General features: G+C 42.0%; 18 protein-coding genes and 1 pseudogene. 12 read left to right on the top strand and 7 right to left on the bottom strand.

The window, feature by feature from the left end; genetic code table 11:
• Positions 1-66 precede the first annotated feature (66 nt).
• Genes Q0625_RS03035 through Q0625_RS03010 form a run of 6 tightly spaced genes read right to left on the bottom strand, consistent with a single transcriptional unit; the run spans position 67 to position 4,697 of the window.
• Positions 67-549, bottom strand: coding sequence for a hypothetical protein (locus Q0625_RS03035; RefSeq protein ID WP_298823422.1), 483 nt, complete (start codon positions 547-549; stop codon positions 67-69).
• 40 nt (positions 550-589) lie between these two features.
• On the bottom strand, positions 590-2,179 hold the full coding sequence (locus tag Q0625_RS03030) for a hypothetical protein (protein ID WP_298823421.1): 1,590 nt from the start codon (positions 2,177-2,179) through the stop codon (positions 590-592).
• Positions 2,172-2,645: a hypothetical protein gene (locus tag Q0625_RS03025; protein WP_298823420.1), complete on the bottom strand. Its 474-nt coding sequence runs from the start codon at positions 2,643-2,645 to the stop codon at positions 2,172-2,174. The genes Q0625_RS03030 and Q0625_RS03025 overlap by 8 nt, the downstream gene beginning before the upstream one ends.
• Before the next feature lie 2 nt (positions 2,646-2,647).
• On the bottom strand, positions 2,648-3,139 hold the full coding sequence (locus Q0625_RS03020; protein WP_298823419.1) for a hypothetical protein: 492 nt from the start codon (positions 3,137-3,139) through the stop codon (positions 2,648-2,650).
• Complete coding sequence (locus Q0625_RS03015; RefSeq protein ID WP_298823418.1) at positions 3,136-4,101, bottom strand: late control protein; 966 nt, start codon at positions 4,099-4,101, stop codon at positions 3,136-3,138. Before Q0625_RS03015 ends, Q0625_RS03020 begins: the two co-directional genes overlap by 4 nt.
• Positions 4,101-4,697 (bottom strand): DUF6046 domain-containing protein, encoded by a 597-nt coding sequence (locus tag Q0625_RS03010; RefSeq protein WP_298823417.1) that lies wholly within the window; start codon positions 4,695-4,697, stop codon positions 4,101-4,103. The genes Q0625_RS03015 and Q0625_RS03010 overlap by 1 nt, the downstream gene beginning before the upstream one ends.
• Before the next feature lie 193 nt (positions 4,698-4,890).
• Between Q0625_RS03010 and Q0625_RS03005 the strand changes: the two genes are divergently transcribed.
• The 6 genes from Q0625_RS03005 to Q0625_RS02980 all read left to right on the top strand — a co-directional run bounded on the left by Q0625_RS03005 (position 4,891) and on the right by Q0625_RS02980 (position 9,327).
• Positions 4,891-5,868 (top strand): HK97 family phage prohead protease, encoded by a 978-nt coding sequence (locus Q0625_RS03005; RefSeq protein ID WP_298823416.1) that lies wholly within the window; start codon positions 4,891-4,893, stop codon positions 5,866-5,868.
• A gap of 35 nt (positions 5,869-5,903) precedes the next feature.
• Entirely contained in the window at positions 5,904-6,914 is a 1,011-nt protein-coding gene (locus Q0625_RS03000; protein ID WP_298823415.1) for a hypothetical protein, read from the top strand.
• Between the two features lie 80 nt (positions 6,915-6,994).
• Positions 6,995-7,375 (top strand): hypothetical protein, encoded by a 381-nt coding sequence (locus Q0625_RS02995; protein WP_298823414.1) that lies wholly within the window; start codon positions 6,995-6,997, stop codon positions 7,373-7,375.
• Positions 7,375-8,541: a DUF2586 family protein gene (locus Q0625_RS02990; protein ID WP_298823413.1), complete on the top strand. Its 1,167-nt coding sequence runs from the start codon at positions 7,375-7,377 to the stop codon at positions 8,539-8,541. Before Q0625_RS02995 ends, Q0625_RS02990 begins: the two co-directional genes overlap by 1 nt.
• A gap of 35 nt (positions 8,542-8,576) precedes the next feature.
• The gene (locus Q0625_RS02985) at positions 8,577-8,993 is read left to right on the top strand and encodes a hypothetical protein (RefSeq protein ID WP_298823412.1); all 417 of its coding nucleotides are present in this window, start codon (positions 8,577-8,579) and stop codon (positions 8,991-8,993) included.
• 46 nt (positions 8,994-9,039) lie between these two features.
• Positions 9,040-9,327, top strand: a complete 288-nt coding sequence (locus Q0625_RS02980; RefSeq protein WP_298823411.1) for a hypothetical protein — start codon at positions 9,040-9,042, stop codon at positions 9,325-9,327.
• A 135-nt stretch (positions 9,328-9,462) separates the two neighbouring features.
• On the opposite strand, the gene Q0625_RS02975 is transcribed toward Q0625_RS02980, so the two are convergent.
• A complete protein-coding gene (locus tag Q0625_RS02975) occupies positions 9,463-9,777 on the bottom strand; it encodes a preprotein translocase subunit SecG (protein ID WP_298823410.1) in 315 nt (104 codons plus the stop codon).
• 82 nt (positions 9,778-9,859) lie between these two features.
• Here Q0625_RS02975 and Q0625_RS02970 point away from each other — a divergent pair, with 82 nt between their 5' ends.
• From Q0625_RS02970 to Q0625_RS14935, 6 genes and pseudogenes are all read left to right on the top strand, one after another.
• Entirely contained in the window at positions 9,860-11,683 is a 1,824-nt protein-coding gene (locus tag Q0625_RS02970) for a tape measure protein (RefSeq protein ID WP_298823409.1), read from the top strand.
• Positions 11,683-11,970 (top strand): oxidase, encoded by a 288-nt coding sequence (locus tag Q0625_RS02965; RefSeq protein ID WP_298823408.1) that lies wholly within the window; start codon positions 11,683-11,685, stop codon positions 11,968-11,970. The genes Q0625_RS02970 and Q0625_RS02965 overlap by 1 nt, the downstream gene beginning before the upstream one ends.
• An 11-nt stretch (positions 11,971-11,981) precedes the next feature.
• A complete protein-coding gene (locus Q0625_RS02960; RefSeq protein WP_298823407.1) occupies positions 11,982-12,203 on the top strand; it encodes a hypothetical protein in 222 nt (73 codons plus the stop codon).
• Positions 12,204-12,236: 33 nt separating this feature from the next.
• Positions 12,237-12,542, top strand: a complete 306-nt coding sequence (locus Q0625_RS02955) for a cell wall anchor protein (RefSeq protein ID WP_277012700.1) — start codon at positions 12,237-12,239, stop codon at positions 12,540-12,542.
• A gap of 20 nt (positions 12,543-12,562) precedes the next feature.
• The gene (locus Q0625_RS02950; RefSeq protein WP_298823406.1) at positions 12,563-12,862 is read left to right on the top strand and encodes a hypothetical protein; all 300 of its coding nucleotides are present in this window, start codon (positions 12,563-12,565) and stop codon (positions 12,860-12,862) included.
• 17 nt (positions 12,863-12,879) lie between these two features.
• Positions 12,880-12,988: pseudogene (locus Q0625_RS14935) on the top strand (nucleotidyltransferase); the annotation flags it as partial.

The raw sequence follows: 12,988 nt of genomic DNA, 5'->3' as shown, positions 1-12,988 counted from the left end.
TTGGTGGCTACGGTTTTGAGTTCTTCTTTGGTTAAATACACGTTACTAATGATTAGTTGTTAATGATTAATGACTTGCGATTTGCAATCTTCTACCCGTATAGGGGTAGGGTGTGCGCCTATAAATATGAGTGGTAAAGGTTATGCGATAGCTCATAATGCCGTCATCACTTAAGCGCAATTCCTCCTCTCGCACCTGCTGTACGGGTTTGAACTGCTCGCCTTGTAGGAATTGTATCGTATCGGTGATTTTGTCCAATATATCCAGTTCCATAAGTCCCTCTTCGGAGTCAGCAGTGCCTAAGTGTTGGTCTGTCCATCCGTCTTTGCAATAGAAGTCTATATGAAACTCACACTCGCCCTCTTGCACGTGTTGGGTCATCGTCTCGTATGTGATAGGCATTACTTGTATGAGTGCAGCTGTCCATATTTCGGGATAGCCATTTTCGGGGTTGTCAAACTGACCGCGTTGCAGGTCTATCAGCTCAATACCTTCAATGGTAGCAAGGGCTTGTTTTACTTTTACAAATAGTTCTTTTCTTGGAGTCATAGTGCGAGCCGCACGGGCTTATTTTAGGTGAATAATTAGGTTATATGCTACGTCTTTTGTGTTTAGCAATAAAAGGTCGCCCGCTTTGTAAAGGGTTTTCGGAATAGCCAAAATATTGTTGGGCAAGGGTAATGGCACGCTCTAAAGTATCGGGGGCGTCATCGTGTGAGGTAGTCCCTTTTTCAAAGGAAAGCACCTGCTTAATAAAAGCGTTGTAGTCACGTTCTGAACGCTTGGGAAGACTCTCGTCCCAGTACAATATTTTGCGAAAGAGCGCATTGGTAATACCTGCTGAAATGCGATTGTGCTTGTCACCCTCTTGGTGCAAACCAATAGGGATATTAGGGCAAGCATTGTCCTCGGCACTCTGCATAATAATAGGGGTATAGACGGCTTTCTGCGCCATAGTAGCATCAAAGAATCCCATAGTGTTATAGCCTTTTTTGAGGTACTTCTTTACCCATTGGGCACGTACTTCCATAGCTGCATTAAGTTCACACCTTTGGCAGAAGACTTCCAACACGTACAACTTAATACCTTTGATACCAATGAGTACCCCCGCTTTATAGTCGCCCGTAGCGGTGTAAGATAAGTCCCAATGGTCAAGCAATCCGTCCCAAGCCTCATTATTTGCTATGTGTACCAAGGCAATATCTTTCGCCTTAAAGAGTTTGCCCTCTTCAATAGGGTTGTTGAAATCCTCTCGCTGTGAGGTATAGTAGTCATCATTCATTAGGATACGAATAATATCCTCCTTAGTATCTCGCTCTTTCCACGATGGTTCCCACTCTACATCCATATAGTTCTCTCGGGTGATATTCACAGTAGCAAGATTCGTAACCGAGTCGTGCAGGTGTGGGCTATCCTTCCACTTGTCATAGAGGTAATCCAATATGCCGTCTTTGACGATATAGTTGTTATTGATGATGAGCCTTCCTCGCTTGCGGTGAAAAGCCTTCACCAAGTCGCCCGTTATTTTTTTACCATACTTCTCTATCATATCGGGGCGTTTGGCACGGTCTAAGTCCTCTATATCATCCAAAATAGCCAAGTCGGGGCGATACATACCAAAACGTAACCCTCTGAAAGGTTGGTTAAGTCCCAAGGCTTTGAAGTGCTTGCCGTCTGTAGTCTGAAAATCACCATCCGACCAATCCCCATAAGAGAGTTGCAAGCCAAAGTCCTTGATAAACTTTTGATTGTTCTCCAAGTGTGCTTGTAAGTCGGACAGTAGTATTTTAGCCAAGCCCTCGTTAGCCCCTATAAGGATAGGAAAGAAGGTAAGGTTGTTCTGTTTGAGATGGCATATATTGCCCACATTGGACTGTATGGACTTACCTGCACCCCTAAATTTCTTTCTGAATTGGCGTATAAATGGGTCCTTGTACAAACGAATATAGTCGTCAATATGAAACTTAGGTGTCTTGGCATCGCCCAAGGGTAACCCACTGTCAAGCCCGAAATAGTAATCGAAAAACTCACCATAGTTTTCGGGTTTTAAAAGTCGCTTGATACGTGCTTCTTGCTCATCCGCTGTTTCCTTCTGTATAGCCTCATAGGTAAGCTCTCGTATCATTTTCGACTTTGCAAAATAGCGCTCTTTGGCTTCTTTGAGTTCTGTTTTAGTCATCTCCTTTCTGTAATAATTCGGTTATGTACATATCAAAGTAAGGGCGTATCTCCTTGATCGTATTCATATAGGCCTCACGCTTTTTACCCGTGCTTTGCCCTGCTTTCTCTAAGATAAAGTTAGAGAAGCCGTCAAGGCTCTCCATCGTATATACTGCTATTTTATTATGGTCAGTAATACGGTCAAAGGCGGCAACAATTTTAGTAATATCGTCCGCCTTATAGGGCAAGGGTTCACCCCGCTCAATAGCCTGCGCACACTTGAGGGTGAGTTTGCGAATATTGGAAGGTCTGAGTGTTTGTAGTTCTTTCTCATCGTCCCATTTGCCCTCCTCTCTCCACTTGCCAAGTGTCTTAATACCTATGCCTATCATTTCCGATATATTGGCAATGCTAAAACCCTTAGTAAAAAGTTCTTTACCTTGCGACCTTTTATAATCTGCCTCTACAGCTGTCAATCGTGCCATATCTATTGTAGTAATTCATTTATCTTGTTATTAATCTCGTCAAACTTTGCCACGTTGTTAGGGGCAAAATTCCCAACTCCTGCAGGGGTTTGTATGATAGCTGTTTTAAGCTCATTTAAAAGCTCGTTTAAAAGGCTTTTAAAATCTACTTCCCCGCGTTGCAGATGTACCCCCGCTTTGTCTATGGTAAACTGAGTGTCTTCTATTCGTAGGCTCACGCTCTCAATCTCACTATAAGCTACCACATAATAGCGGTTTTCGTCTTCCCCTATCGAAGCAATCAACACACTACTCCCTACCTTTGGGAAGAGGTAAAAACGCTCGGTGTTATCATTAATCACCGAAGCTAAACGCACAGTATATTGTAGCTCATCGTCTTTCACCTCACACGTGCCTTGCGCTTTGTCTACTGATACTACTTCTACGGCTATGGTAGGGGTTTTGCGTTTGCCTAACTTACGAAGCCCCTCGGCTAATTCTCTATCTATACTCATAATCTTGCTCCTATAGTTATTTGTCGGCGTGCCCCATTGCGACCAAAGGTAGTTTCTACCTTCTTAATGAAGTAGCGTTTGTCTATCTCTTTCAGTTCTTTATCAATAATATGTGCCTGCATACCACGTGTGGCGAAAGGGACTAAGAAGCTCGTTATAGAGCCGTCAAAGCCGTCATACTTTAGTTTTTCCATTTCTGCTCGTGCCATAGCCCGTAGTTTTGCTTCATCACTCACCACAGAAGTGTGAAATGTTCTCAGCTCACCATCAGGATCACCCTCTTCTACAGTTTTCTTTTTATTATTTTTGTCAATGTAGGTATATTGTACTTTTAGCCTACGTTCGTCCTTGGTACGATATTCCAAATCGTTCGCCACAATGTTATAATTGAGGTCATAGCGTGCTGTTTGCCCTATATTAGTAAGCTCCGAAAGCCCTGCATATAGCTTGCCCTCATCATTAATAAAGATACTTAGCCTAAATTCCTCTTTGAGCTTATCCAACACCTGTGTACCATTGGCATTGCGAATAAGCCATTGGTCTAACTGCATTTGTGGTATATTATCAGCCAAGGCAATAGGAGTATCTTTCACTACCTCCTGCAATACTTCTTTAAGAGTTGTTTTTTGCCACGATTTGTTGATGTTTTTTCGTCTAAGCAAATACATAGCGTCTTCACACTCTATGCTTACGGGAATGCTCGGTTTAACTTTCTTTACATATCCTTCAAACTCCACTCCGCTATATACCCCCTCATAAGCAAGGGTAACGCTCACCTTATCGCCTGCTTTGATAGCTTTTTCCGTGTAGAGCCTATCACCTCCTTTGGCTACTTTAAAGTGGGTAGGAAGTTCAATCGTACAGGTATCGGCTAACTCGTCTACCGATTTGGTGATCTTCACGCTATGTACTGCCTTAAAAGTATAGTCACCTATCTTTATAATTGCCTGTAATACGAACATTAGTATAAGTTGTTAAGTTGGGTTCGTTTTTCGTCTAATTCGGCATAGAAGTCCATATCCGACACGGCTTTGATGGTGTACTTCTGTATGCCCTCCTTGCCCTCCATAGCCTCGAAACTAATATCTTTTAGCACGATGTTACGAATATCAAAGAGGGTAAAGAGTTTGTTACCTATGACCTCCAGACTTTCGTTCTTTTCAAACAAGCGGTTAAGGCTTTGTACTTGTGCAGTAGGGTACAAGTCGGGGTTGTTTGGGTCTATGCAAAGCCCCTTAATGGTAATCTGCCAGTCTTCAGTAGCGATGTACTCTTTTACCTTACCCCTGCGGTGTCTGCCTACTGTTGCCGTCTCTACAATGGTTTTAGTGAGTGAAAAGCTCACTAAAGGTTCGTTAGGAAACAGCGTTTGCACGCCTGCTTTATCGGCTACATTAAGTGTCATAAAATACTGACTTCCGTTGCTACGAGCCTCACTAATATTCGAGAGGCTTGGTAGTACATATTTTGTTTTGTTATTAGCCCACCACGAGGGAAAGGCTTGGCCTACATAATCCAAAAATGCTCGTGCAGTGAGTTCTTTGAGGTCAAATTCCATTATACTTCTTTGTTTTTTCGTTGCAAAGTTCGTGGTATTGGGGGAAGTAGCGAAATTCTTATACAATGGTTGTACAAAACCAGTACAATGGTTGTACAGAATTAGTACAAGGTTTGTACGCCGATTTTCCCCGCCGTAAAACCTGCAATACCTTTGCACCCGAATTGAGAAATTAACCCAAAATAGGAAGCCAATGAAGCACCAATTTATCATCAATACCGAGAATGTAAATAGCTATGGATACCGTATCCTTACAGAAGGTATTGACTACCAACAATACATGCGCAACCCCGTGGTACTATTTATGCACGAGCGAGATGGATATGGTAACAAGGGTAGTGAAGTCATTGGGCGTTGTACAAAGCTCTACAAAGAAGGGACTACCCTTATAGCTGAAGTAGAGTTTGACGAGCAAGACGAGTTTGCTAAGAAGATAGCTGGCAAAGTGGAACGTGGCTATATACGTATGGCTTCAATGTTTGCCGAAATCAAAGAAGTATCTGCTGATCCACATCATCTTTTAGAAGGACAAGTATATGAAACAGTAACTGCTTGTAAGCTCGTGGAAATCTCCATTGTAGATATAGGGGGCAACGACAATGCTCTCAAATTATCCAAAGACGGCAAGCCCTTTCAGCTTAAAAAAATAGTAACACATAATACAAATAATATGGATATTAAAGTGATAGCCCTTGCCTTGGGTATGGGCGACAATGTAAAAGAGGAGGCAGTACTAAGTGCCTTACATAACCTCAAAACAGCTAAAGAAAAAGCAGATGCCGAAATAGTAGCTTTGAAAAAGACTATTAACGAAACTCGCACTGCCGAAGCTACAACCTTGGTAGACAAAGCTGTGCAATTAGGACTTATCCCAGAAGCCCTCAAAGAAAGTCAGCTAAAGCAGTTTGAAGCCGATTTTGACGGACAAAAAGCGGTACTCTCTAAACTTGTAGCTGACAAAGAAGCTGAGAATACACAACGAGGAAAGACTAACGCCGTACGTGAGGTAGTGTTGGGAGCAGGAGCAAAACCAAGAGCTACTACCGATGAGAGTTTTGACTACTTGCAAAAATACAACCCTGCAAAGCTCCGCCAGCTTAGGGACGAACAGCCCGAAGAGTATGCCCGCTTAGCCAAAGAGTATGCTAAGGGTGTACGCTACACCAAATAGTAATTTAATAACCCTTTAAAAACAAATTAAAAAGTATGAGATTATCATTAAAAGCATTATTCATTAATGCATTATTGGCACTTATTGCCTCCTTTTTTGTTGCCCCCATGTTGGGAGCCTCAGTCCCTGTGGTAGCCACTACCATTGTGGCAGTTTCCACCATAGCCCAATACATAGCTCCGTCCCTTTTTAGTGGAGTTGCTATGGCGGGTTTGCAAACGGAAGTATGGATAGCAGGGATAAAAGAAAACCCTATTCCAGATAATTCGTTTGTCTTTCAAAGTGTAGACTTGTCTCAATATGTAGAGCATAACAAGTTACACCTTGCTGAAGCAGGAGTGGAACCTGCGGTACACGAAGACTATTTTGCTACAGCTAATAACCCGCTACCTGTTACTGATATTGCCGATATAGACAATGAAGTAGTACTACATACCTATTCCACTGAGCAAACACGCCATAGAGATTTACAAGAGATTGAACTTTCCTATGACAGACGCTCTAGCGTAATAAAACGCCACCGTATTTCTTTAGCTAAGAATATGGGCAAACGTGCTGCCTACGCTTGGGCACCCAAACAAGACGACGCTTGGAATAAGGTATTGAATCTTTCAAGCTCTGACTCCGTGATTGACGCTATCATAGACCTCAAACAGTTTATGGAGGAGAATGATATCCTTGAAGGGGTTAATATATGCTTCACTCCAGAACATTTTGCTCGCATTCGTAAGGAGGATAAGAGTTTGCACAAGGAAATACTTAATGAAAAAAAGATATATGACATTAATGTATTTAGATACAGCCAAAACCCTCTGTATACTTCTGCGGGTGTGAAAAAGCCTTTTGGTGCAACTAAGGAGAATACCGATAAGCGTGCTTCCTTTATGTGGGTTACCGACGAGGTGTTCCGTTGCTTTGGTGATGTAAAGATGTACCCGACTCTCCATGATTCAGGACTACAAGCTGATACTCTTTCTTTTGCACAGCGTGCCTTAGTAGGGGTAATTCGAGCTAGAACACCTAAATACTTAGGAGCTATATTGTAGGAATATAGTAGGGTGAGAGGACGAGTTCAATGGTATCCACATCTCACCCTACTCCTATATTAACTTTAAAACAGAATACAATGACAACAGCAGAAAAAGCAAAACAATATTTTGAAAATAACAAAGAGGCAAAAGAGCTTTTTGCTACCTCCGATGGTTTCCTCTTCTTACTAAAGAAAGATGCACAAAACCACGCACAAACCTTAGATGATAGCACTGTGGAGAGCTATAATTCTTCCGACTTATTGGACGAATCAGATGATGAGCAAACGGGAGATGTAGATCCTACAAGTCCTGATATATTACAATTAGGTAAAAAGAAGTTGGAAAAAGCTATCACCTCCATAGAAGATGTAGATTTGTTAGAAACTCTTATTCTACAGGAAGAGAACGAACAAAACCGCTCAGAAGTACTATCCCTCCTTGCGGATAGAATAGAAACCCTTAAAAACCAAGCATAATGGCATTACCTAAAGTATTATTTAATATCGCCAAAGATGGCTTAGGCAGAACTACGGCTATACAAAAGACTACTGGGCTCATTGCAACGGGAGTTACGGTGAGTGGCAAAGTAGAGCTGGGCAAGTCGTACCAGGTCTTCTCGCTCAAAGAAGCTGTAGCTTTGGGTATATCAGAAACTCAAAACCCCTTTGCCTACAAGCATATCAAAGCTTTCTATAACCAAGCTCCAACGGGTACTCCTTTATGGGTAATGCTCGTATCAGATGCCACTACTATGACGGCAATGCTTGACAAAGATGGTGTCTTTGCCCCAACTCTCATAGCTGATGCCAGAGGAGCTATCCGTGTGCTTGGGGTAGTGAAAAAAGCAACAGGTAGTGAAACCATTACTGCGGGGTTAGATGCTGATGTACAAACAGCTGTAGTGAAAGGTCAAGCCCTTGCAGAGCACTTTGAAAAGAAATATATGCCTTTTAGGGTAGTAGTATCGGGCAACCGTTGGAATGGACAAGTAGCTGACCTTACTAATTTCTCGGAAAACGAACTTAACAAAGTGGCTTGCTTTATCGCCAATGATGACAAAGAGAAAGATGCAGCTATAGGACTTTTTTTAGGTAAAATCACAAAAATACCCGTACAGCGCAAAATTCACCGTGTGAAAGATGGCAATGTATTGCCCTTAGTAGCTTACTTTACTGACGGCACAACTATAGACAGCAAATCTGACCAATGGGATGCAATAGACGATAAAGGATATATCTTTTTCCGCACTTTCGTAGGTCGCTCTGGTTATTATTTTTCGGGCGATAATACGCTAACTAAGACCACTGACGACTTTAAGAGCCTTAGCAACGGCTTGGTAATGGACAAGGCTATGCTCCTAAGCTATGGAGTGCTGGTAGAGGAACTCAGCGACGAGGTGTTACTATCTAAGGATGGCAGTATTCACCCTGCTATTATAAAGAGTTGGCAAACCAAACTTGAAAGTACTCTACAAAGCCAAATGGTATCGCAGGGCGAGCTTTCGGCAGTAAAAATTGATATAGACCCCACACAACGTGTGCTACAAACGGGTAAAGTGGTGATAGGTATCAAACTATTACCTGTGGGCTATGCTGACTTTATAGAGGTAAATATTGGCTTTACTACAACAATTACCTCCTAAGGTAATTAATCATTAATAATTAATCATTAGAAAAAATGGTAACATTCGATAGCAAACAATATTCGTGGTGTGACATCTCTATCGCTTTTGGGGGGCGTATCCTTATAGGAGTTACGGAGGTGGAATATGCCGAAAAGCGAGAGAAAGTCTTGCTTTATGGTAGAGGTTGCAAACCTCACGGAGTAGCGGCGGGAAACTACAGTTATGAAGGTAAAATGAGCCTTTGGCAGAGTGAGCTTGAGGCAATGACCCGCGATGCTCCCAGTAAAGATATACTAGGGCTTAGCTTTGACCTTGTCGTTTCTTATGTTCCTTTAGATGGTGGACAGATAGTAACTGACATTCTAAGACATGTGGAGTTTACCGAGGTGAAAAAAGGAATGAAGCAGGGTGATAAGAATATGATTGTAGAGTTACCTATTATCTTCATCGATGTAGACCGTCAGTCATAATAGGTAGCTCCCACAGGCAATTAAACAATTTTTAAAAACTATTTAAATGATAACTAAAGAACAAATCCAAGAATGGAAAAATCAATACAAAGACATCTTTGTAATTAGTGTAGAAGACAAAAAGGTATACTTGCGTACCCCCGACCGCAAAACCCTTAGCTATGCTTCAACCTTGGCAACCAAAGACCCACTAAAATTTAATGAGGTAATTCTCAACAATTGTTGGTTGGGTGGTGATGAGGAAATAAAAACAAACGATGAGTTGTTTCTCGCCGTAAGTAGCAAACTACCCGACCTTATACAAATCAAAGAGGCTACCTTGGAAAAGCTCTAAGTGATGCGGAAATAGACGAGGGACGGGATTGGCTTCGTATCACCAACGCCTCACTGCGTTATTATATGCACATTGCCAATCCCGACGACCTCTCCGATACCCAGTGGGCTATGAGAGTAAAGGAGCTTGAATGGCTTAGGCAAAAGGAGAAGGAACAATACAAGTAGTATAGGTAGTTTGTTGTTGTCTTTGTCTTTCTCGTTCTTTTGCTTGCTCGGCTCCTTTGGAGAGCATAAGGGCAAGTATTGCTACAAGAAAAAAGAAAACTGCACTAGCAATAGCTGTAGTGGTGTATTTTCTCTTAGTACTGGGCTCCTTCTCGGTAAAAGCCCTATAAGTAGCATAGAAAGGCACACAAAAAAGGGCAGCCCCATAGAAAAATCCCGCACCAACTAGGAGCAATAAGCCTATAGAGGCAAGGATGTTAAAGAAAAACAATAAGACTCTCATGGCAAATATTTTAGAATATACATTAACACTTAAAGATTTAGTCAGTGCAAAGTTACAAAAAATTGGTGTAACTAACGACACTATGCTGGATAAATTTGGCGAGCTACAGGCAACACAAGCAAAAGTAGCTAAAGGCTTTGCTCAGATGGGGACTTCAGTACATACTTTGCAACAGAAAATAGCCTTACTCAAAGCCGAAAGAGACTTATTGCCCGTAGAAAACTTGGCTGTTATTCGCAAGTACAATAGCGAGATAAACAAGTTAGAGCGTAGTATTACCAAATTGCAAACCCTCAATGGTAGTAAAATAAAGACGTGGTTTTCTGATGCAATAAACAGCCTACCTGGAATAGCTACTAACCCTCTTATATTGGCGGGAGCCGTGATAGGGGGAAGTATCAAAAAGGGTATGGAGGCAGACCTACAACAAGCCAATATCACTACTTTGCTTCGTGGCGATGTAGAAAAAGCTAAAGCCTTATATGCTCAACTCTCCAATTATGGAGTAAAAACACCCTATGATAAGGCTGGGCTTATTGAAGCACAGAAGACAATGATGTCCTTCGGACTTTCTTCTGAGTTTGCTTTTGGCAAGCTCAAGAACATAGGTGATATTGCTATGGGTGATGCACAGAAAATGCAAAGTCTATCACTTGCTTTTGCACAAGCCACCTCGGCAGGTAAGCTACAAGGGCAGGACTTAATGCAGATGATTAATGCAGGCTTCAACCCCTTACAAGTGATAAGCGAACGTACGGGGGAAAGTATGGCCAAGCTCAAGGAGCGAATGAGTAAAGGGGGGATTTCAGCACAGGAACTCGCACAAGCCTTTGAATGGGCAACCGATAAACAAGGGCTATTCTACCAAGGTGCAGAAAAGGCGGGACAAACCCTTAGCGGTAAGTTCAACAAGATGATGGATTCTATCACCGAGCTTGCTCTGAAAGTATATGAAGCTATTAGCCCTATGCTTGGCCCTTTGGTAGACTTTATGTCCGCCGTCTTTGAGAGTATAGGGGGAGGTATAGGTTGGCTTATTCAGAAGTTTCAAGAAGGGAATCCCGTTATATGGGGTATTGCAGGAGCTATAGGCATATTCACCACAGCATTGATACTACACAATACCTATACAGCTATTGCTACAGCTTGGCAAAATAGGCTTACCTGGGCAGTGATTAAGACGAACCTGGCCTTTTTAGCTAATCCTATCACATGGGTAATAGCTGGTATTATAGCTCTTATTGCTATGATTGCCTATTGCATTGTAGGGGTAAGTGGTTGGGGTAAGGCGTGGGAATATACCATACAAGGCATGAAATATAGTTGGGAGGCTTTTATCCTTACTTATCAGGCTCATTGGAATACAGCAGTCAATGCTTTTATGGCGGGTATAGATGCCTGTAAGCTTGCTTGGTATAAGTTCAAAGAAGCCGTTGGTTTAGGTGATAGTACCGAGAATCAAGCGATGATTGCCAAGATACAAAACGACTTGCAGGAGCGTGCCAAATCGGTCACAGAGGGCTATAAAAAAGCAGGCGAGGCAGGTGCCAAAGCTAAAGAAGCTCTTGGCAAGGCGTGGGACTCTTTAGAGTTTAAGAACTTTAAGGAAGTAAAAGAGGGACTAATGGGCAAGTTGGGTATGAAAACTGAAAGCAGTTCTGTATCAAGTATAAGCCCTATTACAGGAGATGCTACAGCTTTAACAGGAGAAGGAGCAAAAACTAAGGACAACATCGTATCAGGAGGTACCCGACAAACGCATATTAATATACAGATAGGCAATGTAGGCACTGATACTAAGGTATATGTATCATCTGTCCGTGAAGGAGTAGAGAATTTTGGAGCAATGGTGAAGGAGGAACTACTTAGGGCTATCAATAGTATAAACCAGTTACAGACAAACTAATGAAAGATATACTTATAGATGATAATAATGATTTGTGCCTATTGTCAGGTGATTTTGAGGTGGGGTACTCCGATAATCAACAACAAAAGGCTATACTCTCTACCGAAAAAGGCGAGTGGAAAGAACATCCTGAAGTAGGGGTGGGTATAGCTCAAATACTTGCCGATGACCTTTATACAGAAGTACTTATTGAAATAAAGAAACAATTAGAGTATGATGGTATGCAAATTAACAATGTAGCCCTACAAGAGGGAGGTAAATTATTAGTTGATGGACAATATAATTAGCAAATTAACCTATGGCACTAAACAAAGAACAACTCAAACAAGGCATTATCACCTTACAACAAGATATGCTCACCAAAACCGAACCGAGCATAGAAGAGTACGCCGAACGCTTAGCAAGCCTTATTGTTACACTCGTCAAAAGTGGCGAGGTAACGGTACAAGCAGGAATCACCCTACAGGCAGGAGCTTATACGGGAGCCACTACCAGTACAGGAACGGGGACAATAAGCTAAGCGGTTAGTAACTCAAAATTAAAAACTTAAAAAATGGATTGGATATTAGAAGGACTTAAAGAACACATCATATCATTCTTAGGAATGGTACTATCAGGCTTGGCAGGTTGGTTTTTTGGACGCCCAAAGCAACAAATGGAGTTACAGACCAATGAATTAGACAATGTGGATAAAGCGGTGAAGATATACCGAGAGATGATAGAAGACTTAGGGGCTAAGTATGCCAATGCAATCGAGGAACTCAAAAAAGCCAATGCCCGCATTAAGGATTTGGAGGCTTCCGTAGAGGAACTTTTAGCAGAACTTAAAAAATACAAGCAACTCAATGGTAAACGGTGAGCTACCGCAGGCAAATAAATATGACCATAACAATATTACATAATCAAAGTCTATTAGACCTCGCTCTACAGCATACAGGTGGCATTGAGCGTATCTTTGAGTTGGCCGTTCTCAATGGAAAGAGCGTTACCGATGATATGACGGCAGGAGCTTCCCTTCTTGTAGAGGCTACCACCACCAACAAAGATATATTAGCCTACTATACGGCCAAGAATATACAGCCTGCTACAGCTTTCACCAAAGAAGACAAACAAGTATTGGAACGCCTTGAGGGTATCAGTATTTGGGCGATTAACCTTGATTTTGTAGTAGGAGGCTAACCTTTTAAAACCTAACCATGGCACGAACGATACAAGAAATACAAGAACTCATCTACCAAGCCAAGACACAAGAGCCTGCCCTTAATGAGCTTAATAGTACCTCCAAAGTAGCTATATGGCGCTTGT

It is taken from the genome of uncultured Capnocytophaga sp., from assembly GCF_938029845.1.
Lineage (GTDB): Bacteria > Bacteroidota > Bacteroidia > Flavobacteriales > Flavobacteriaceae > Capnocytophaga.
This window is presented reverse-complemented; position numbering and strand designations above follow the sequence as displayed.

Excerpts from the sequence above, each read along its gene's own strand:
- Q0625_RS03005 (WP_298823416.1), top strand. The coding sequence starts at position 4,891 with ATGAAGCACCAATTTATCATCAATACCGAGAATGTAAATAGCTATGGA.
- Q0625_RS02955 (WP_277012700.1), top strand. The coding sequence starts at position 12,237 with ATGGATTGGATATTAGAAGGACTTAAAGAACACATCATATCATTCTTA.
- Q0625_RS02975 (WP_298823410.1), bottom strand. The coding sequence starts at position 9,777 with ATGAGAGTCTTATTGTTTTTCTTTAACATCCTTGCCTCTATAGGCTTA.
- Q0625_RS03035 (WP_298823422.1), bottom strand. The coding sequence starts at position 549 with ATGACTCCAAGAAAAGAACTATTTGTAAAAGTAAAACAAGCCCTTGCT.
- Q0625_RS03000 (WP_298823415.1), top strand. The coding sequence starts at position 5,904 with ATGAGATTATCATTAAAAGCATTATTCATTAATGCATTATTGGCACTT.
- Q0625_RS03025 (WP_298823420.1), bottom strand. The coding sequence starts at position 2,645 with ATGGCACGATTGACAGCTGTAGAGGCAGATTATAAAAGGTCGCAAGGT.
- Q0625_RS02995 (WP_298823414.1), top strand. The coding sequence starts at position 6,995 with ATGACAACAGCAGAAAAAGCAAAACAATATTTTGAAAATAACAAAGAG.
- Q0625_RS02990 (WP_298823413.1), top strand. The coding sequence starts at position 7,375 with ATGGCATTACCTAAAGTATTATTTAATATCGCCAAAGATGGCTTAGGC.
- Q0625_RS03015 (WP_298823418.1), bottom strand. The coding sequence starts at position 4,101 with ATGTTCGTATTACAGGCAATTATAAAGATAGGTGACTATACTTTTAAG.
- Q0625_RS02960 (WP_298823407.1), top strand. The coding sequence starts at position 11,982 with ATGGCACTAAACAAAGAACAACTCAAACAAGGCATTATCACCTTACAA.
- Q0625_RS03030 (WP_298823421.1), bottom strand. The coding sequence starts at position 2,179 with ATGACTAAAACAGAACTCAAAGAAGCCAAAGAGCGCTATTTTGCAAAG.
- Q0625_RS02965 (WP_298823408.1), top strand. The coding sequence starts at position 11,683 with ATGAAAGATATACTTATAGATGATAATAATGATTTGTGCCTATTGTCA.
- Q0625_RS02980 (WP_298823411.1), top strand. The coding sequence starts at position 9,040 with ATGATAACTAAAGAACAAATCCAAGAATGGAAAAATCAATACAAAGAC.
- Q0625_RS03010 (WP_298823417.1), bottom strand. The coding sequence starts at position 4,697 with ATGGAATTTGACCTCAAAGAACTCACTGCACGAGCATTTTTGGATTAT.
- Q0625_RS02970 (WP_298823409.1), top strand. The coding sequence starts at position 9,860 with ATGCTGGATAAATTTGGCGAGCTACAGGCAACACAAGCAAAAGTAGCT.
- Q0625_RS02950 (WP_298823406.1), top strand. The coding sequence starts at position 12,563 with ATGACCATAACAATATTACATAATCAAAGTCTATTAGACCTCGCTCTA.
- Q0625_RS03020 (WP_298823419.1), bottom strand. The coding sequence starts at position 3,139 with ATGAGTATAGATAGAGAATTAGCCGAGGGGCTTCGTAAGTTAGGCAAA.
- Q0625_RS02985 (WP_298823412.1), top strand. The coding sequence starts at position 8,577 with ATGGTAACATTCGATAGCAAACAATATTCGTGGTGTGACATCTCTATC.